Source organism: Variovorax sp. GW531-E2 (assembly GCF_059423125.1).
On sequence record NZ_JBWKXQ010000070.1, the window covers coordinates 18,944 to 37,473 of the forward strand.

The 18,530-nt window shown below is 69.7% G+C and carries 13 protein-coding genes and 1 pseudogene; 6 read left to right on the forward strand and 8 right to left on the reverse strand.

Annotation, left to right across the window (positions count from 1 at the left end; translation table 11 throughout):
• Positions 1-11 precede the first annotated feature (11 nt).
• The 4 genes from trmB to AC07XP_RS27985 form a co-directional block, all read right to left on the reverse strand.
• A complete protein-coding gene (trmB, locus tag AC07XP_RS27970) occupies positions 12-785 on the reverse strand; it encodes a tRNA (guanosine(46)-N7)-methyltransferase TrmB (RefSeq protein WP_495266498.1) in 774 nt (257 codons plus the stop codon).
• Positions 782-1,687, reverse strand: a complete 906-nt coding sequence (gluQRS, locus tag AC07XP_RS27975; protein WP_495266499.1) for a tRNA glutamyl-Q(34) synthetase GluQRS — start codon at positions 1,685-1,687, stop codon at positions 782-784. The genes trmB and gluQRS overlap by 4 nt, the downstream gene beginning before the upstream one ends.
• A 6-nt stretch (positions 1,688-1,693) precedes the next feature.
• Entirely contained in the window at positions 1,694-2,776 is a 1,083-nt protein-coding gene (locus AC07XP_RS27980; protein ID WP_495266500.1) for an NAD(P)/FAD-dependent oxidoreductase, read from the reverse strand.
• Positions 2,777-2,892: 116 nt separating this feature from the next.
• Positions 2,893-3,846, reverse strand: coding sequence for a LysR family transcriptional regulator (locus AC07XP_RS27985; protein WP_095947849.1), 954 nt, complete (start codon positions 3,844-3,846; stop codon positions 2,893-2,895).
• A gap of 163 nt (positions 3,847-4,009) precedes the next feature.
• On the opposite strand from AC07XP_RS27985, the gene AC07XP_RS27990 reads away from it, so the two are divergent.
• The 4 genes and pseudogenes from AC07XP_RS27990 (at position 4,010) to AC07XP_RS28005 (ending at position 6,529) form a co-directional block, all read left to right on the forward strand.
• Positions 4,010-4,711: a pirin family protein gene (locus AC07XP_RS27990; protein ID WP_495266501.1), complete on the forward strand. Its 702-nt coding sequence runs from the start codon at positions 4,010-4,012 to the stop codon at positions 4,709-4,711.
• Positions 4,712-4,772: 61 nt separating this feature from the next.
• Positions 4,773-4,985, forward strand: a pseudogene (locus AC07XP_RS27995) (DoxX family protein); the annotation flags it as partial.
• Between the two features lie 34 nt (positions 4,986-5,019).
• Positions 5,020-5,571, forward strand: coding sequence for a flavodoxin family protein (locus tag AC07XP_RS28000; protein WP_495266502.1), 552 nt, complete (start codon positions 5,020-5,022; stop codon positions 5,569-5,571).
• A 34-nt stretch (positions 5,572-5,605) separates the two neighbouring features.
• Positions 5,606-6,529, forward strand: coding sequence for a pirin family protein (locus AC07XP_RS28005; RefSeq protein WP_495266503.1), 924 nt, complete (start codon positions 5,606-5,608; stop codon positions 6,527-6,529).
• Between the two features lie 9 nt (positions 6,530-6,538).
• Here the strand turns inward: AC07XP_RS28005 and AC07XP_RS28010 are convergent, their stop codons facing one another.
• On the reverse strand, positions 6,539-7,324 hold the full coding sequence (locus tag AC07XP_RS28010; RefSeq protein WP_495266504.1) for a sulfurtransferase: 786 nt from the start codon (positions 7,322-7,324) through the stop codon (positions 6,539-6,541).
• Between the two features lie 61 nt (positions 7,325-7,385).
• Between AC07XP_RS28010 and dnaE the strand changes: the two genes are divergently transcribed.
• Positions 7,386-10,904, forward strand: coding sequence for a DNA polymerase III subunit alpha (gene dnaE, locus AC07XP_RS28015; RefSeq protein ID WP_495266505.1), 3,519 nt, complete (start codon positions 7,386-7,388; stop codon positions 10,902-10,904).
• Positions 10,905-10,999: 95 nt separating this feature from the next.
• On the forward strand, positions 11,000-11,371 hold the full coding sequence (locus AC07XP_RS28020) for a YgiW/YdeI family stress tolerance OB fold protein (RefSeq protein ID WP_083259096.1): 372 nt from the start codon (positions 11,000-11,002) through the stop codon (positions 11,369-11,371).
• Here the strand turns inward: AC07XP_RS28020 and AC07XP_RS28025 are convergent.
• The 3 genes from AC07XP_RS28025 to tolA form a co-directional block, all read right to left on the reverse strand.
• Positions 11,355-16,574, reverse strand: a complete 5,220-nt coding sequence (locus AC07XP_RS28025; protein WP_495266506.1) for a PDDEXK-like endonuclease domain-containing protein — start codon at positions 16,572-16,574, stop codon at positions 11,355-11,357. The genes AC07XP_RS28020 and AC07XP_RS28025 overlap by 17 nt on opposite strands.
• Positions 16,571-17,809, reverse strand: a complete 1,239-nt coding sequence (locus AC07XP_RS28030; RefSeq protein WP_495266507.1) for a SprT-like domain-containing protein — start codon at positions 17,807-17,809, stop codon at positions 16,571-16,573. Before AC07XP_RS28030 ends, AC07XP_RS28025 begins: the two co-directional genes overlap by 4 nt.
• A 92-nt stretch (positions 17,810-17,901) precedes the next feature.
• Positions 17,902-18,530, reverse strand: a 629-nt coding sequence (gene tolA / locus AC07XP_RS28035) for a cell envelope integrity protein TolA (RefSeq protein WP_492744875.1), incomplete at its 5' end; no start/stop codon positions are given.

Consider the following 18,530-nt stretch of genomic DNA (forward strand, 5'->3'; position numbering starts at 1 on the left):
GTGACGCGCGCTCAGGCGCGCTTTTCGAACACCAGGTCCCACACGCCGTGGCCCAGCTTGAGGCCACGGTTCTCGAACTTGGTGAGCGGGCGGTACGCCGGCTTGGGCGCGTAGCCGGTGTCCGGCGCGGTGTTGCGCAGCAGCGGCTCGGCGCCCAGCACTTCGAGCATCTGCTCGGCGTAGGGCTGCCAGTCGGTGGCGCAGTGGATGTAGCCGCCGGGACGCAGGTGCTGCGCCAGCTTGGTCACGAACTCGGGCTGGATCAGGCGGCGCTTGTTGTGGCGCTTCTTGTGCCACGGGTCGGGAAAGAACACGTGCACGCCGGCCAGTGTGCCGGGCTGCAGCATGTGGTCGATCACGTCGACCGCGTCGTGCGCGCAGATGCGGATGTTCGAGATCGACTGCTCGCCGATGCGCTTGAGCAGCGCGCCCACGCCCGGTTCGTGCACCTCGCAGCACAGGAAATTGGTCTCGGGCAGCACCGTGGCGATGTGGGCCGTGGCCTCGCCCATGCCGAAGCCGATCTCCAGCACCGTCGGGCCCACGCGGCCACCGAAGGCCGCCGTGAGGTCGAGCCGTTCGGGCGTGTAGGGCACGAGGAACAGCGGGCCCAGCTCGGCGAAGGCGCGGGCCTGGCCGTCGGTGGTGCGGCCGGCGCGCTTCACGAAGCTCTTGAGGCGGCGGTGCAGCGGGTGCGGCTTGCCGTCGGTGGCGTCGTCTTCGGGGGATGCGGGCAGGTCGTCGCCGGGCGGGAGGTCGTGGGACACGGTGTCGGGAATGTTCATGAGGGCCGCGAATTGTAGAGATCGCGCCATTCGGGCACCCAGCCGGTCAGGGCAGCGGTGCAGTGGTCGGCCGCCGTGGGGCGCAGGCCGAGGGCGTGCGCGGCGGCATCGAGCGCGGCCAGCGCGGCGTGCGGCGTCGCGGTGTCGATGGCCGTGGCGCCGTTCTGCTTGGAGAGCTTGTCGCCGTCGGCGCCGCGCACCAGCGGCGTGTGCAGGTAGCTCGGCGTGGGCAGGCCGAGCGCCTGCTGCAGCAGGATCTGACGCGCGGTGTTGTCGGCCAGGTCCTCGCCGCGCACCACGTCGGTCACGCCCTGTTCGGCGTCGTCGACCACCACGGCCAGCTGGTAGGCCCAGGGGCCGTCGGCGCGGCGCAGCACGAAGTCGCCGACCTCGCGCTGCACGTCCTGCTGCTGCGGGCCGAGGCGGCGGTCGTGCCAGTGCAGGTCGCCGGCCGGCATGCGGTGCGCGGCAAAGCGCCAGGCGCGTGCGGATTTGCCGTGCAGGCCGTCGCGGCAGGTGCCGGGGTAGACGCGCTCGCCGTGGCGCTCGTGCGCATGGCCGAGCCGGGCCAGGGCCAGGTCGATGTCCTTGCGCGAGCAGCCGCAGGGGTAGGCGAGGCCGCGCGTCTGCAGTGCGGCCAGCGCCGCCTCGTAGTGCGGGGTGCGCTGCGTCTGCCACTCGGGCGCTTCGTCGGGGAGCAGGGCGCAGTCGGCGAGCTGGCGCAGGATGTGTTCGCCCATGCCGGGCAGGCAGCGTTCGGTGTCGGCGTCCTCGATGCGGACCAGCCAGCGCGCACTGTCGCCGCGCGCACGCACGTCGAGCCAGCTCGCGAGCGCGGCCACCAGCGAGCCGGCGTGCAGCGGGCCGGTGGGCGAGGGGGCGAAGCGGCCGGTGGCCCGCATCCTTTCTTAGAGAACTGCGAGGGCCAGCGACAGGCCCGAAACGAAACCGTCTTCCACGCGGTGGCCGATGCACCAGTCACCGGCGATGCCGATGCGCGCCCTGGCGTCCCACAGGTGGGTCTGGCCCACGGGCACCTGCGTCTGCGCCTCGGGCCAGCAGCGCGCCTTGGCGTGGCTGGGCGTGGCGTGGATGCCGGTGATCTCCGAGAAGGCGCGCAGCAGCTTGGCCTCGATGCGGGCGGGCGTGTCGCGCAGGTGTTCTTGCGACCAGGTGGCGCTGGCCTGCAGGGTCCAGCGCTCGACGCGCTCGCGGCCGGGCTTGGACGATTCGCGCGCCAGCCAAGCCACGCGGTGGTGGGTGCTGCGCGCCACGTTCCATTGCGGGCCGAGGTGCGACATGTTGGCCTGGTTGGCCTGGGGGAAGGCGATCATCAGCGTCCAGCAGGGCGCGATGCGCACGGGTTCGATCTTGCGGCTCAGCGTGGCCGAGCGTTCGCCGCCGGCCAGCAGCTCGCGGGTGCGTGCGGGCGGCACGGCCAGCAGCACGGCGTCGAAGCCGGAGTACACGTGCTGCGAATCGTCCGCGCCGGCGGTGCGCAGCTGCCAGCGGGTGGCGTCGAGCGCGTCGGGCTCGATGCGGGTGACCTGCGTGCCGGTGACGAGGTGTTCGCCCAGCGGCGCGGCCCAGTGGGCCACGAGCGCGTCCATGCCGGGCTGGGCGACCCAGTGCGGCTCCAGCGAGGGCAGCGCCGCCTCGGCCACGCGGCCGTGGGCGTCGAGCACGCGCACGAGGTTGGCGCTCCAGGGGCGGCACAGCGCGGGCGTGGTGGCCAGCACCTGCGCAAAGCGCGGATCGCGCACGGTGAAGTACTGCGCGCCGCTGTCGAAGCGGCCGAAGGCGGTGTCGATGCTCGCCATCCGCCCGCCCGGCGTGGCCTCGCGTTCGAACACCGTGACACGGTGCCCGGCCTGCATCAGCGTGCGGGCACAGGCCACGCCGGCAATGCCGGCGCCGATCACGGCGAAATGGCGGGCGGCGGCGGGAGTTCGGTGGCGGTCGGCGGTGGCGCGGGCTTTGGCTTTGGGCATGGCGGACTCTTTTCTTTTGACAGGGTGATGACTGAGGAGGCCGTGCACACTCTACCTCGGTCTGCGCGCGTCCCCGGGCTGGGGGCGACCCTTATGACGCCGTCATCGCGTGGCGTTCAACGGCCCCGGTGCCGTTCGAGCAGCGCCTTGCGCGTGCCCTCGTGCTCGAACTGCGCGAGCCACCATTCGAGCGCGCGCCCCGGCTTGCCCGCGCTGCGCACGCGCCACGCGCAGTGCATGGTGCCCAGCGGCGGCTGGCGTTCGGTCTGCAGCTCGACGAGGTGGCCCGCCTCGATGTAGGGCCGCGCCATCGGCTCGGGCAAAAAGCCGCCGCCCAGGCCGTGCAGCTGCGCGGCGATCTTGGCCTGCATGCTGGGCACGGTGAGCACGTCCTGCCCGCCCACGAGGTTCACGGTCATGCTCGGTCCGCTGCGCACCGAGTCGGCCGCGGCCACCGCGCGGTGCTGGCGCAGCACCGCATCGCTCAGCGGCTGCGGCAGGCGCGCGAGCGGATGGTGCGGCGCCACCGCGAACACGAAGCGCAGTTCGCCGATCGGCCGGCTGCGAATGCCGGTGGCGGTAAAGGCCAGGCTCGCGGCATCGAGCACCGCGCCGATCGCCAGGTCGGCCTCGCCGCTGGTCAGCGCCTCGATGGTGCCCAGCAGGGTTTCGTCGCGCAGCTTCAGGCGCGTGGGCGGCTCGAGCGCGAAGAAGGCGGTGCACAGGTCGAGCAGCGGGTCGCGCGCGATCACGCTGTCGACCGCGATGGTCAGCATCGGCTCCCAGCCGGTCGCCACGCGCTTCACGCGGTTGGCCACGGCGTCGATTTCGCCGAGCAGGCGCGCGGCCTCGCGCAGCAGTTCGGCGCCGGCCTCGGTGATGCGGGCCTGGCGCGCGCTGCGGTCGAACAGCAGCACGTCCAACGCGTCCTCGATCTGGCGCACGCGATAGCTCAGCGCGCTGGGCACCAGGCCGAGCGCGCGCGCGGCGGCGGCGAAGCTGCCGGTGGTGGCCACCGTCTGCAGCATGGCCAGCGCGTCGGGGGTGAGGACGTCTCGGGCGCTCGTCATGGGGCGGGCTCCATCATTCAAATAATTTGAATGATGCCATCAAAACCGGGCGTCTTTCAGAGGGGGATGGAGGTCCAGAATTCTTCTCATCCGCTGCGCATCCGGCGCGGCCCACGACGAAAGCCCCGGCGCCCGAACCGGGTGGGGCAGCAAGGAGTTCGATATGTTGCAAGTGCGTAAATCCCAGGAACGCGGTTATGCCGACCATGGCTGGCTGCGCTCGTTCCACAGCTTTTCCTTCGCGGGGTACTACGATCCGGCCTACATGGGCTTCGGCAACCTGCGGGTGATCAACGAAGACCGCGTGGCGGCGGGCGCTGGCTTCGGCACCCACGGCCACCGGGACATGGAGATCATCAGCTACGTGCTCTCGGGCGAACTCGCGCACAAGGACAGCATGGGCAACATCGAATCCATTCCGCCGGGCGACGTGCAGCGCATGAGCGCCGGCCGTGGCGTGATGCACAGCGAGTTCAACCACAAGGCCGACCAGACCACGCACTTCCTGCAGATCTGGATCGAGCCCAAGGAACGCGGCATCGCCCCCGGCTACGAGCAGAAGCAGTTCAGCGACGCCGAAAAGCGCGGCAACCTGCGCCTGGTGGCCTCGCCCGACGGCCGCGACGGCTCGGTGACGGTGAACGCCGATGCGCGTCTGTTCGCCGGCCTGTTCGACGGCAGCGAGACTGCCAGCCTGGCGCTCGACCCGCAACGCAAGAGCTACGTGCACCTGGTGCGCGGCGAGCTCGAAGTCAACGGCCAGAAGCTCGTGGGCGGCGACGCCGCGATGCTCGAAGGCGAATCGCAACTCACGCTCGGCGCCGGCAAGGATGCCGAAGTGCTGGTGTTCGACCTGACGGCCTGAGACGGCGTCTTTTTTCTTTTCTTTGTTCCTTTCGCTTCAACAACCAACGAGGAGTTTCACCATGGCCATTACCACCACAACCACCGCCCCCAACGCTGCCCAGGACACCCTGGCACTCATCGGCCGCGTACTGCTCGCTGCGCTGTTCGTGCCCGCCGGCTTCGGCAAGCTCATGGGCTTTGCCGGCACCGTGGGATACATCTCCTCGGTGGGCGCACCGCTGCCGCAAGTGGCGGCAGTCATCGCGATCGTCGTGGAGCTGGGGCTCGGCCTGCTGACTTCATCGCTTCTTTGAGGAAATCCGTTTCATGGCAAACATCGTCGTTGTCTTCCATTCCGGCTACGGCCACACCCAGCGCGTGGCCCAGGCCGTGGCCGACGGGGCGGGCGCGCAGCTGCTCGCCATCGACGCCGACGGCAACCTGCCGGCCGGTGGCTGGGAGACGCTGGCCGCGGCCGACGCGATCGTCTTCGGCTCGCCGACCTACATGGGCGGCGTGAGCTGGCAGTTCAAGAAATTCGCCGATGCGTCGTCCAAGGTCTGGTACACGCAAGGCTGGAAAGACAAGCTCTTCGCCGGCTTCACCAACAGCGCCACGATGAACGGCGACAAGGTCACGACCATGACCTACCTGTGGACGCTGGCCATGCAGCACAGCGGCATCTGGGTCAGCATGGGCATCCTGCCGACCAACAACAAGGCGGCCACGCGCGACGCGATGAACTACGTCGGCGGCTACGGCGGGCTGCTCACGCAGTCGCCCTCGGACGCGAGCCCGGCCGAGATGCCCAAGGGCGACCTCGAGACGGCACGCGCCTTCGGCGAGCGCGTGGGCGCGGTGGCAAGGTCACGCGCATAACGCCCCACCGAACTTCGCCCACAAGGACACCACGATGACCGACACCATCCCCGAAATCCAATTGCTGCGGCCCCACGACAAGGACCTGGGCGGTGGCTTCAACGTGCGGCGCGTGCTGCCGGCGGCGCAGCGCCGCTCGGTCGGGCCCTTCGTGTTCTTCGACCACTTCGGCCCGGCCACCGAGCAGCCCGGCAACGCGCACGACGTGCGCCCGCACCCGCACATCGGCCTGTCGACGGTCACCTACCTGTTCGAGGGCGCGATGATGCACCGCGACAGCCTCGGCAGCGTGCAGGAGATCTTGCCCGGCGCCATCAACTGGATGACCGCGGGGCGCGGCATCGTGCACTCCGAGCGCAAGCCCGAGCGCCTCTTGGCCGACACTTTCGTGAACCACGGCCTGCAGCTGTGGGCCGCGTTGCCGCAGGCCCATGAAGAGGTCGAGCCCAGCTTCGAGCACACGCCGGCCGACGCCATTCCCGAGCTGACGGTGCAGGGCGTGCCCGTGCGCGTGCTGGTGGGCGAGGCCTTCGGCGTGCGCTCGCCGGTGAAGACGCTGGCGCAGACGGTCTACCTCGATATCGCGCTGCCGGCCGGCGGCCGTTTCGAGCTGCCCGCGCTGGCGCCTGAACTGGCGGTCTACATGGTCGACGGCGATGCGAGCGTGAACGGCGAGCCCGCGCCCGCCCACACGATGGCGGTGCTGCCCGACGGGCAGGGCGCGGTGTTCACTGCCGACACGGCCGTGCGCCTGATGGTGATCGGCGGCGAGCCGCTGGACGGCCCGCGCTACATCACCTGGAATTTCGTCTCGAGCCGGCGCGAACGCATCCTCGAAGCCGGCGCCGACTGGGCCGCGCAGCGCATGGGCCACGTGCCCGGCGAGACCGAGTTCATTCCGCTGCCGGGCAAGCCCTTCGGCGTGCGCGAGCCCGACACGGGCACGACGCCGGGCTGAGCCTTTTGCTTATTGCTTGATGCCGATGTCCGGGTCTTCCGAGGCCCGGGCGCTGGCATCCGATGCGCGCGCGCTGAGGTCGGGCGCCAGGGCCCGGCGGCCGTCGAACACGAAGCAGTCGCCGTGGTAGTGCGCGCCGCCGACGTCCTCGAAGTACTTGAGGATGCCGCCTTCGAGCTGCAGCACGTGCTCCACGCCTTCCTCGCGCATGAGGATGGCCGCCTTCTCGCAGCGGATGCCGCCGGTGCAGAAGCTCACCACCGTCTTGCCCTCGAAGTCGGCGCGGTGCGCCTTCAGGGCGGGCGGGAATTCGGTGAACTTGGTGATGCGCCAGTCGATCGCGCCGTCGAAGGTGCCTTCGTCGACTTCGAAGTCGTTGCGCGTGTCCAGCATCACGATCTCGCGGCCCTCGTCGTCGTGGCCCTGGTCGAGCCAGCGCTTGAGCGTGGGCGCGTCCACGCCGGGCGCGCGGCCGGCGGCGGGCTGGATCGCGGGGTGGTCCATGCGGATGATCTCGCGCTTGAGCTTCACCAGCATGCGCCGGAAGGGCTGCGTGGCCGACCAGCTTTCCTTGGTTTCGAGGTCGACAAAGCGCGCGTCGGCGCGCAGCTCGGCCAGGAAGGCGTGGATGGCCTGCGCCGTCCCCGCCAGAAACAGGTTGATACCTTCGGGCGCCAGCAGGATCGTGCCCATCAGGCCCAGGGCCTGCGCGCGCTCGCGCAGGGTCTCACGCAGCACGGGGCTGTCGTTGATGCCCACGAACTTGTAGGCGGCGATATTCAAAATCTCTTGCACGGGGCGGGATTGTAGGGATCACCGCACCACATCGTGGGGTGGCGCTTCCTACAATCGACGGATGTTTGTTCACCTGCGTCTGCACACCGAGTTTTCCGTCGTCGATGGCACGAATCGAATCGACGAAGTCATCAAGGCCGCCGCTGCCGACAAGCAGCCCGCGCTGGCCATCACCGACCTGAACAACCTGTTCGGGACGGTCAAGTTCTACAAACAGGGCCGGGGCAAGGGCGTCAAGCCCGTCATCGGCGCTGAAATCTTCATCGACGGGCTGGGCAAGGAGCCCGGCGCGCTGACCCGCCTCATTCTGCTGGTGCAGAACATGGAGGGCTACCTCAACCTGTCGGAACTGCTGGCCCGGGCCTGGACGCAGAACGTGGGCCGCGGCCAGTCGCAGGCGGCCTGCAAGCTCGAATGGCTGCAGGAACTGCAGGGCGGGCTGATCGCGCTGTCGGGCGCACAGGCCGGGCCGCTGGGCCAGCCGCTGCTGCAGGGCCAGGAAGAGCGCGCCGCCGAACTGGCGCTGCAACTGGCGGGCATGTTCCCGCACCGTTTCTACATCGAGCTGCAGCGCGCCGGCCGTCCCGAGGACGAGCCGCACGTGATCGCCGCCGTGAAGCTCGCCGCCCGCCTGAAGCTGCCGGTGGTGGCCACGCACCCGGTGCAGTTCGCCGAACGCCAGGACTACGAGGCGCACGAGGCGCGCGTGTGCATTTCCGAAGGCGAAATTCTTGGCAACCCGCGCCGCGTGCGCAAGTTCACCGAGGAGCAGTACTTCAAGTCGAGCGCCGAGATGCAGGCGCTGTTCGCCGATGTGCCGAGCGCGCTGGCCAACACGGTCGAGATCGCCAAGCGCTGCAACCTCACGCTGGTGCTCGGCAAGCCGCAGCTGCCCGACTTTCCCACGCCCTTCATTAGCGAAGGCGTGCGCATGCCGATCGGCGAGTTCTTCCGCCAGGAGTCGTTCGAAGGCCTGGAGGTGCGGCTGAAGCACCTGTACCCCGACGAAGCCAAGCGCGAGGCCGAACGGCCGCGCTACGTGGAGCGCCTGGAGTTCGAGATCAACACGATCCTGAACATGGGCTTCCCCGGCTACTTCCTGATCGTGGGCGACTTCATCAAGTGGGCCAAGGAAAACGGCTGCCCCGTGGGCCCGGGCCGGGGCTCGGGTGCGGGCTCGCTCGTGGCCTACGCGCTGAAGATCACCGACCTCGACCCGCTCGAATACAAGCTGCTGTTCGAACGTTTCCTGAACCCCGAACGCGTCTCGATGCCCGACTTCGACATCGACTTCTGCCAGGGCAACCGGGACCGTGTGATCGACTACGTGAAGGACAAGTACGGCCGCAACGCCGTGAGCCAGATCGCCACCTTCGGCACCATGGCCGCGCGTGCGGCCATCCGCGACGTGGGCCGCGTGCTCGACATGAGCTACATGTTCTGCGACGGCATCAGCAAGCTGATTCCGAACAAGCCGGGCATGTCGGTCACGCTGCAGTACCCGCCCGCGACCAAGATCGAAGGCGACAAGAACAACTACGCCATCGAGATGGAGCCGCAGCTGGCGGAGCGCATCGAGAAGGAAGAAGAAGTGCGCATGCTGGTCGAGCTCGCGCAGAAGCTCGAAGGCATGACGCGAAACATCGGCATGCACGCCGGGGGCGTGCTCATTGCGCCGGGCAAGCTCACCGACTTCTGCCCGCTGTACCAGCAGCCCGGCAGCGAATCGGCCGTGAGCCAGTACGACAAGGACGACGTCGAAGCCATCGGCCTCGTGAAGTTCGACTTCTTGGGCCTGGCCACGCTCACGATCCTGGAGATCGCGCGCGAGTTCATCATGAAGCGCCACAAGGGCCAGGAGAACTTCGCGTTCGAGAACATCCCGCTGAACGACGGGCCGACCTACCGCCTGTTCTCCGACGGCAAGACCGAGGCCGTGTTCCAGTTTGAATCCCGCGGCATGCAGGGCATGCTGAAGGACGCCCGGCCCACGCGCCTGGAAGACCTGATCGCGCTGAACGCGCTGTACCGCCCGGGCCCGATGGACCTGATTCCCAGCTTTGTGGCGCGCAAGCACGGCCGCGAAGACGTGGAGTACCCACACCCGGCCGTGGCCGAGATGCTCTCCGAGACCTACGGGATCATGGTCTACCAGGAGCAGGTGATGCAGACCGCGCAGATCCTGGGCGGCTACTCGCTGGGCGGCGCCGACTTGCTGCGCCGCGCAATGGGCAAGAAGAAGCTCGAGGAAATGGCCGAGCACCGCGAGAAGTTCCGCGCGGGCGCCCTGGCCACGCACGGCATCGTGCAGGACAAGGCCGACGAAATCTTCGACTTGATGGAGAAGTTCGCGGGCTACGGCTTCAACAAGTCGCACGCCGCCGCCTACTCGCTGCTGGCGTACCACACGGGCTGGCTCAAGGTCCACTACACGGCCGAGTTCTTCTGCGCCAACATGACCGTGGAAATGGACGACACGGACAAGCTCAAGCTCTTGTTCGAAGACGCCCAGAAGAACTTCAACATCACCTTCGAGCCGCCGGACGTGAACCGCGGCAACTACCGCTTCGAGCCGGTCACCAACCGGATCATCCGGTATGGCCTGGGCGCCGTGAAGGGCACGGGCCAGCTCGCGGTCGAGGCCGTGGTGCGCGCGCGCGAAGAGGGCGGGCCGTTCAAGAGCCTGTACGACTTCTGCGTGCGCATCGACCGCCAGCGCATCAACAAGCGCACGGTCGAAGCGCTCATCAAGGCCGGCGCGTTCGATGCCATCCAGCAGAACCGCGCCTCGCTCATCGCCTCGGTCGACCGCGCCTTCGAGTTCGCCATTGCCACGGCGGCCAATGCTTCGCAGGCCGACATCTTCGGTGACTGCGAGCACGGCTCGGCCACGCAGGAGCCCGACCTGGTCGACGCCACGCCCTGGGGCGTGAAAGAGCGTCTGACCTTCGAGAAGACGGCCGTCGGCTTCTACCTGTCGGGCCACCTGTTCGACGAGGTTTCGCACGAGGTGCGGCGCTTCTGCAAGCGCGAGATCGGCGACCTGCTCGACAGCCGTGACCCGCAGGTCATCGCCGGCATCGTGAGCGACTTCCGCGTCATCAACGGCCAGCGCGGCCGGCTGGCGATCTTCAAGCTGGACGACAAGTCGGAGTCCATCGACGCCACGGCCGACGAGGCGCTCATCAACGCCAACCGCAACACGCTGAAGGACGACGAGCTCGTCATCGTGAGCGGCAAGCTGCAGCCCGCGCGCGGCGGTTTCGAAGCGCGCTTCCAGGTGCAGCAGGTGTGGGACCTGGCCTCGGCGCGCTGCCGCTTCGGGAAGTTTCTGCGCGTGGCGGTCAACGGCAAGGTGCCAGAGATCGCGCGCCTCTTGAAAGACTTTCCGGCGCGCACCGAGCAGACCGAGGTCGGTGACCTGGTGCATGGCCTGCCCGTGCGCCTGTCCATGGCGCGGGGCGGGGCGCAGGTCGAGTTGCAATTGGGCGAGCGCGCGAAGTTCTTCCCGACCGATGCGGCGCTCGCGAGCTGGACCGCGCAGGCCGAAGCGGGCAAGGCGCAGGTCGTCTACGATTGATCGGGCCGCGCGGCCCCGGGGAACCTCGGGGCCTGCGCGCGGTCCATCAGTCTGTTGCAACCTGGCCTTGGGCCACTCACAGGAGGAATGACCGCATGCATTTCAAGAAGATCCTCAAGACCACCGCGTTGACGTTCGGCGTGGCGCTGCCCATGGCCGCGGCCTGGGCCCAGTACGCCGGCCCGAGCTCGGTGCCGAACCTGACGGTCAAGCAGCTGATCGAGACCGGCCAGGACGACCAGCACGCCACGGTGCGCGGCTTCATCGTCTCGCACGATGGTGGCGAGCACTACACCTTTGCCGACGACACGGGCCGCCTGAAGGTCGAGATCGACGCCAAGTACTTCCCGCCGGGCGTGAAGATCGACGACAAGGTGCGCGTCGAACTCAGCGGCGAGTTCGACAAGGACCGGCTCACCGGCAAGACCGAACTCGACGTCAAGCGCGTCATCACCGTCCTGCGCTGACCTCCGCCTTTTTCCCGAGCGCCTGCTCGACCTGGTCGAGCACGGCCTCGGGGGCGTGCAGCCAGTCCTTGGCCAGCACCTGCATCACCTGCCAGCCGAAAGCGTCGAGGATGCGCGGACGCGAGACGTAGCGCTCCAGCACGTTGTGGCGCGTGCCTTCTTGCGCCGCACCGTCCACGAGGAGGCCCAGCGCATAGTGGCCCTGGCCCGATGCGCGCACCGCGAGGTCGCAGCGAAAACGCGACTGCCCCACCTGTTCGTCCACCGCATGGCCGCGTGCGCGCAGCGCCTGCGCGATTTGCGCCGTGACCTCGTCCGTGCGCGCCTGGCGCGCCACGTGGCCGCGCGCCAGCGGGTTCATGCCTTCGAGCACGCGCCGCGCCGTGTCCTCGTCGCCGCGTGACAGGCACTCGGCATAGCGCAGGAAGTTCTTCAGCGCGGCCGCGCCTTCGTTGTGGTCGTTGGTGATCGCCTCGTGGCGGATGGTCGAGACCACCGCCATGTGGTGCTTCGCGCGGCTGAAGATCACGTTCAGCCGCTTCTCGCCACCGCGCTGGTTGATGGGGCCGAAGTTCATCAGCATGCGGCCCTCGGGGTTGGGGCCGTAGCAGATGCTGAGGATGATGATGTCGCGCTCGTCGCCCTGCACGTTCTCCAGGTTCTTGATGAAGAGGCCGCAGAACTGGTCGTCTTCCTCGCGCACGTACTCGGCTTCGAGCCGCGCCGCGAAGTCGGCATCGACCGCGCCGAGCGCGTTCAGCTCCTCCTCGATCTCGCCCTGCTGCGCCTCGGAGAACGCCACGATGCCCAGGCTGCGCCCGGTCTCGCGCCGCAGCAGCTCGCGCACCAGCTGCGCGATGTGGCGCGCCTCGCCGTCGTTGATGCGGTTCTCGTACACCGCATCGGCCACGCGGTGGAAGCTGATGGCGCGCGAGAGCAGGGCGTCGACCTGCGCCTTCACGGACTCGTCCGTCGGGCTGCGCGACTGCACCACGATCTCGCCGCGCTCGGGCGCGGGCAGGCTGCGGTCGGGAATGGTGTAGAGGTTGCCCGCGTAGAAGGCCGCGTTCGAAAAGCCGATGAGCGATTCGTAGCGGCTGCGGTAGTGCCAGGCCAGCAGCGTGGCCGGCAGGTTGCGCGCGCCCTGGTTCAGCAGGCTGTCGGCGTCGAGCACGACGGCGATGCGTTCGCCTTCCTCGCCGCTTTCTGCATCGTCGCCTGCCACCGACACGGTGTCTTCCTCGGCGTCGCGGCCCGACGAGAAGAAGCTCGTGGGCGGCAGCTGCATCTCGTCGCCCACCACGATGATTTGCGGCGCGCGGTACAGCGCGGGCACGGCTTCTTCGACCGGGATCTGGCTGGCCTCGTCGAAGATCACCACGTCGAACAGGTCGGCCGCGAGCGGCAGCGTGTCGGACACCGACAGCGGGCTCATGAGCCAGATCGGCTTCATGTCGCGCACCACGCGGCCGGTGTCGCCACTGGCCAGTTCGCGGATCGCCTTGTAGCGCATGGTCTTGCCGAACTCGTGCTCGAGCTCGCGGCGGCCGGCGTTGTAGCTCTTCTTGAAGACCTTGCCGTCGGCGTCGAGCTGGCTGGCGGGCAGGGCGCTCTTTTGCACATGGTCGCGGAAACGCTGGCGCACCGCGGCGGCGAGCGTGCGCGCATTGCGTTCGAGCAGCTTGCGTTCGCCTTCGCCCAGGCGCTGCGCATGGCGCGCGAGCGTGGCGCCGTCGAAGCGCGGCAGCCAGCGCTCGGTGCGGTAGACGCGCTCCAGCCCTTCGCGCGCGACGGCGTACTCGATGGCCTCGGGCGGCAGCGGCAGGGTGCGCAGCGCGGCGGCCACGGCCGGGTCGGCGTCGGCCAGTTCCTGCAGCGGCTGGAGCACCGACGGCAGCGCGTCGGCCTGGTCGCGCAGCGTGCGGGCCAGGGCGTCGAGCGCGTCCAGCGGTTGCGCGCCAGCGTCGTGCAACAGGTCGCGCCAGAGAGCGTCGAGCGTGTCGACGCGCGGCGCGGCGGCAACGAGCTGTTCGACGCTGCGGCGGCCCGCGTCGGTGCGCAGGTGGGCCTGGAACGCCGCGCGCAGGCCGGCGCCGGCGTCGATGCCGCGCATCGCCTGCAGCTGCTGCGCGAAAGCCTCGGCGTCGGTGCAGCCGTAGTCGGCCTCGAGGCGCGCCGCCTGCTGGTCGAGCGCGGTGCGCGCGGCCTGTTCGGCGCGCAGGTCTTCGAGGATCTGGCTGGGCTGCGGACGCACGGCATGCGCGGCGAAGTCGTAGCGGCGCTTGAGTTCGCCCGACAGGCGCCACCACGAGGGCTGAAGCCAGCGCAGCAGCGAACCCTGCTGCGCGCGGGCCTGCGCGAGCGCGGCCTCGGTGTCGCCGGGCGAGAGCTTGTCGCGCCAGTGGGCGGTGCGCTGCAGCTGCGCGTCGAGCGCCTGCTGCAGCGTGCGTCTTTCGTTCAGGGCGGTGCCGAGCGCGAGGCTGCTCGGGTGCGCCGCATCGAGCAGCGCCAGCTGGCCGCGCGCGGCCAGCGAGGCGACGCTGCGCGCATCGGCCACCACGGCCAGCGCATCGCGCCACAGCACGCCGGCCTCGGCCAGCGGTGGCCAGGCGTCGACCAGCGCATCGCGGCAGGGGGCGCTCAGGTCGATGGCGCGTTCACTGCGTTCGACCAGCCGCGCCAGCGGTTTCTCCTGCGCCAGCAGCGAGGGTGCGAGCTGCGCGAACACATGCTGCGCGAAGCTGGGCGCGCCCAGGCTTTCGGTCACGGCCAGGTGCAGGCGCGACACCAGCTCCGCATGCCGGCGCCAGGCCGCGAACGCGGGCAGCGCCTCGGCCTGCAGCGGCGTGAGCGACGGGTCGCCAGCCTTGAGCGCCACCAGCCGCGAGAGCAGCTCGCGCAGCGTCACCGCGATGTGCTCGGGCACGTCGTGCATGGCGGCGTCGAAGCGTTCGAGCGCGCGCAGGTCGAGGTCCATGGCGTCGAGCACCTGCGTGCGCTCGGTGCTTTCCTGCGCCAGCGTGCCAGGCGCCTCGAGCCACAGCTCGTAGGTCTTGCGCAGGTTCTGCACGAAAGCCTTCTTGTCGCCCTGGGAGTCGTGGATCATGCAGCACAGCTCGTCCAGCCCCTGCTGGCGCAGGCGGTGGAACACGACGTCGATGGCGGCGCGTTTCTCGCAGACGAAGAGCACGCGCTGGCCGCGGCCCACGTAGTCGGCGATCAGGTTGGTGATGGTCTGCGACTTCCCCGTGCCCGGCGGGCCCTGGATGATGTAGCTGGTGCCGGTGCGCGCCAGCGCCACCGCGGCGGTCTGCGTGGCGTCGGCCTGCACCACGGGCCACTGGTCGGCCAGCGGCAGCGCGGGCGGCGTCTCGCCGTCGACGCGGCGCGGCTGCAGCGAGAACACGCGGTCGAAGGCTTCGCTCGCCAGGTCGGATTCGGCCAGCCCCGAGTAGTCGCGCACCAGCGACATCTTGCGGTGGTTGAAGTTGCCCAGCGTCACGGCCGTGAGGTCGATGTCCCACTGGTAGGGGTTGCCGCTGCTCTCGCGCAGCGCGAAGGTCTTGCGCTCGGTGTCGTCGACCGCCGTGGCCGCCATCTGCGGCGCGCGCGGCTGCGGCGCGCCGCCGATGGCCTCGCGCACCGGCAGCGGCACGGGTCGCACGCGCGCATGGAACAGTTGCAGCCCGCGCGGGCGGAAGTCGTCCTGCGCGTAGCTGAAGTCTTGCGCGGCCACCGGCACCGCCGAGGGCGAGCGCACGCGGGTGCGGCGCTTGAACTGTTCGAGCCGCTGGCGCGCGCGCTGGTGCATCACGGCGATCTCGGGCTGCTTCACGAGCCGCAGCTGCACGCCGGGCTCGCTCTGCGCGATCTGCGCCGACAGCTGCGCATGGAACTGCTCGAGCGAGGTCTCGCGCAGGTCCACCGTCTCGGGCAGCGCGATGCCATAGAGCTGGCGCAGGTGGTGGCGCAGCGTGGGGTTCACCTGCGCCTCGCTGGCCGAGGCTTCGAGCAGGTACTGGTCGCGCACGCCTTTCTTGCGCGTCAGCTCCACCGGCAGCATCAGCAGCGGCGAGGCGATGCGTTCGGCGCGTTCGGCCTCGCCTTCCTTGAGGTTGTGCCAGCGCAGGAAGGCGATCACCAGCGACAGCTGCGAGAAGCCGTACTCGGCCCGGTCGCGCCGCGCCTCCTGCAGGATGCGGTCGAGCGCGCCCGGCAGGTAGGGCTGGTCCTCGAAGCGCAGCCAGCGCGCGAGCGGCACGGGGTCGCAACTGGCAATGTCAGCGGCAAAGCGGCCGTCCCACACGCACAGCTGGTCGGTGCGGATGCTGTTGAGGTCGACCACCAGCGGCACGCTGGCGATGGTGAGGTTCACATGCGCCTGCGTCGGCTTGAAGTACAGCAGGCGGTTGCGTCGCGACAGGTCGAACAGGCGGTCGCGCAGGTGCAGCTGGATCGCCTGGCGGCGCTGGCCCGCGCCGTCCCTTGCCGGTGCGATGCGGTCCAGGCCGAGGTCGACGGGCTGGTCGCGGTAGGTCTCGAGGCGGCGGATGACCGAGGGCAGGTCGCGCGCGCGCTCGTGGCGGTCGAGCGCGGTCATCTCGAAGATCACGGCGGCCACCACCGGGTGCAGCCGGCGGTTCAGTTCGAACAGGTTGCCGCGGTGCGTGGCGAAGCGGGTCAGGTCGTCGCCGTCGGTGAAGTCGAGCCCGCACGACAGGCTGGCCAGCACCTGGCCCAGGCACAGGATGTCGCCGAGCGCGTCGTGGTGGCCCAGGCGCAGTTCCCACGCGGTGTAGCCGGGCAGGTAGACGGGGCGCGTGGGCACGGTGTCGGGGCCGGCCTCGGGCATCACCGCGAGGTTCTCGAGCGCCACGCCGGCGTCGGCATCGACGGTCAGGCGCGTTTCGCCGACCACGCGCAGCACGGAGGCGGCGGGTTGTTCGAGGGGCGCGATGGCCTCGGGGTGGCGGCGTGGTGCCGTGCCTTCAGGCTGGACGAGTGCCAGCGCGGGTTCGGCGGGTGCGTCGGTCACGCGGTAGGCGAAGGCGTTGCCGAGCGCGGCGACGTGGCCGAGGTCGTGCAGGGCCGAGACCTCGCGCAGCAGCGGCAGCACGAGCTTGAGCACGTCGTCGGTCTGCAGGCCGCCGTGGGCCTCGGCGGTGGCGAGCAGTTGCAGGAGCGGGGCGGGAGCGAGGGTCATGCGGCGGCGGCCTGCGAAGAAGAAGTGGCGGCCTTGTCGAGCAAGGCGGCGGCGTCGCGCTTGACGCGGGTGAAGTTGCGCTTGGAAAGACCCAGGTCCTTCAGCGCGCGCTGTTCGAAGGGCGTGTCGCAGCCGAGCGCATCGGCCAGGCCCAGCGCGGCGGCGAGGGTGACGTCGTCCATCTCGGGATCGGCGGCGACGAAGTCGACCAGCACGCTGGCCAGGTAGTCGTGCAGGCCGGTGGGCGCGGGTTCGGGCGGGGGCATGGCCGAGGTGGGCGGCGCGAAGTCGGGGAAGAAGCGGCGCGCATGCGCCAGCAGCGACTCCGACTGCAGCACGGGCCGTTGCAGCAGCTGCGCCAGGGTGCCGCGCGTGAGCGCGCTCACGCGCTGCTGGCCGAGCACGTCGAGCGTGGCCAGGTCGAGCGGACCTTCGAGCGCGGCGGCCAGCCATTCGTCGGCGTCGTGCTCGCGGCCGGCCCACAGGCGCAGCGCGCGGGCGCGCACGAACACCTCGGGGTGGCTCACGCCGCGCGTCTGCAATGCCTTGTTGTTGGGGTCGGCGCAGATTTCCTCGGCCTGCGCCAGGTAGCTCGCCACGTTGACCTGCGTGAGACCGGTCTCGATCTTGATGAGCGCGCTCACGGCGGGTTCGAGCGCGCCGCAGGCCACGCAGCCGCCGCGGTCGGCAAAGGCCTCTGTGTACAGCGCATGGCGCCGCGCGGCCTGCAGGTGGCTCGCGTCGGCGCGCGGGTCGGCCGCCGTGGCGTGCAGCAGGCGGTCGACGACGTGGTGCTTGCCGCCGTCGCGCTCCCACAGCAGGTAGTGCGCGAGCTCGTGGCCGAGCACGGCTTGGCGCTCGGGCGACTGCAGCTTTTCGAGCAGCGGGCCCGAGAGCACGATGTGCGCCTCGCCCGGCACGACGTAGATCGCGGCGTTCATGGCCGCGCCGTCGCCGGACGGGGCCTGGTAGAGCGTGATGCGCGCCGTGACGCCCAGCCGCTGCGCGGCCAGGGTGGCGTCGGCATGCAGGTCGGGGTGCGCGTCGGCGTCGAGCCGGTAGGCGCTGCGCAGCAGTTCGGCGCGCATGGCGGCCGTGTGTTCTTCGCGCGCTTCGGCGGAGGCGGCCCAGCGCCAGGCCTCGGGTTCGTTCGCCTGAAGGTGAGCGGCCAGTGCCTGCTGGTAGGGCAGCGGCGTCAGGTCTTGGAGGCGAACGGCAGGGAAAGAGTCGACCATGTCAGGAGCGCCAGCAACAATGAGTTGCCGACGATCCTAAACGAGCGGGTGGTGTCGCTTGCAATCACCCACGATGTAGGTGATTGCGAGTGTCAGCGCTTGGGCTTGAGCGTGACGATGAGCGACGGGAAGATGCGCCCGTCCGTGTCGCGCGGCAGCTTGTCGGTCTTGCGCAGGCCGCGTTCGGCCGCTTCGTCCCAGGCGGGCAGGCCGCTGGACTTGGCGAGCTTGACGCCGACGATGGTGCCGTCGGGTGCCAGCCGCACTTCGAACTCGGCCTCGGGGTTGCCGTTCACGCTGTCGGCATCGGGGAAGGTGATGTTCGGGCGCACGGCGGCAGCGATGCGGCCGGCGTAGCCGCTGGACGGGCCGGACGAACGCTGGGCGTTGCCCTTGGCATCGTCGCTGCCGCTGGCGCCCGCCAGGCCTTGCATGCGCTTGAGCGTCGCGGCGCGGTCGGCTGCGGCCTGCTTGGCGGCTGCCTCCGCCTTCTTCGCTTCGGCCTGCTTGGCCTCGGCTTCCTGCTGCTTCTTCTGCTCGGCCAGTTTCTTCTGCTGTTCTTTCTTGCGCTCGGCTTCGTCCTCGGCGCGCTCCTTGGCCTCGAGCTCCTTCTTCTTTTGCTGCTGCACGCGCTGCTGCTCGAGCTCGCGCTCCTTCTGCGCCTTCTGTTCCTTGAGCTTCTTCTCGCGCTCCAGCGCGATGTCGGGCGCAGGGGCGGGCG

What these genes read in the sequence shown, in the direction of transcription:
- trmB (WP_495266498.1), bottom strand. Translation starts at nt 785, where the DNA reads ATGAACATTCCCGACACCGTGTCCCACGACCTCCCGCCCGGCGACGAC.
- gluQRS (WP_495266499.1), bottom strand. Translation starts at nt 1,687, where the DNA reads ATGCGGGCCACCGGCCGCTTCGCCCCCTCGCCCACCGGCCCGCTGCAC.
- AC07XP_RS27980 (WP_495266500.1), bottom strand. Translation starts at nt 2,776, where the DNA reads ATGCCCAAAGCCAAAGCCCGCGCCACCGCCGACCGCCACCGAACTCCC.
- AC07XP_RS27985 (WP_095947849.1), bottom strand. Translation starts at nt 3,846, where the DNA reads ATGACGAGCGCCCGAGACGTCCTCACCCCCGACGCGCTGGCCATGCTG.
- AC07XP_RS27990 (WP_495266501.1), top strand. Translation starts at nt 4,010, where the DNA reads ATGTTGCAAGTGCGTAAATCCCAGGAACGCGGTTATGCCGACCATGGC.
- AC07XP_RS28000 (WP_495266502.1), top strand. Translation starts at nt 5,020, where the DNA reads ATGGCAAACATCGTCGTTGTCTTCCATTCCGGCTACGGCCACACCCAG.
- AC07XP_RS28005 (WP_495266503.1), top strand. Translation starts at nt 5,606, where the DNA reads ATGACCGACACCATCCCCGAAATCCAATTGCTGCGGCCCCACGACAAG.
- dnaE (WP_495266505.1), top strand. Translation starts at nt 7,386, where the DNA reads ATGTTTGTTCACCTGCGTCTGCACACCGAGTTTTCCGTCGTCGATGGC.
- AC07XP_RS28020 (WP_083259096.1), top strand. Translation starts at nt 11,000, where the DNA reads ATGCATTTCAAGAAGATCCTCAAGACCACCGCGTTGACGTTCGGCGTG.
- AC07XP_RS28025 (WP_495266506.1), bottom strand. Translation starts at nt 16,574, where the DNA reads ATGACCCTCGCTCCCGCCCCGCTCCTGCAACTGCTCGCCACCGCCGAG.
- AC07XP_RS28030 (WP_495266507.1), bottom strand. Translation starts at nt 17,809, where the DNA reads ATGGTCGACTCTTTCCCTGCCGTTCGCCTCCAAGACCTGACGCCGCTG.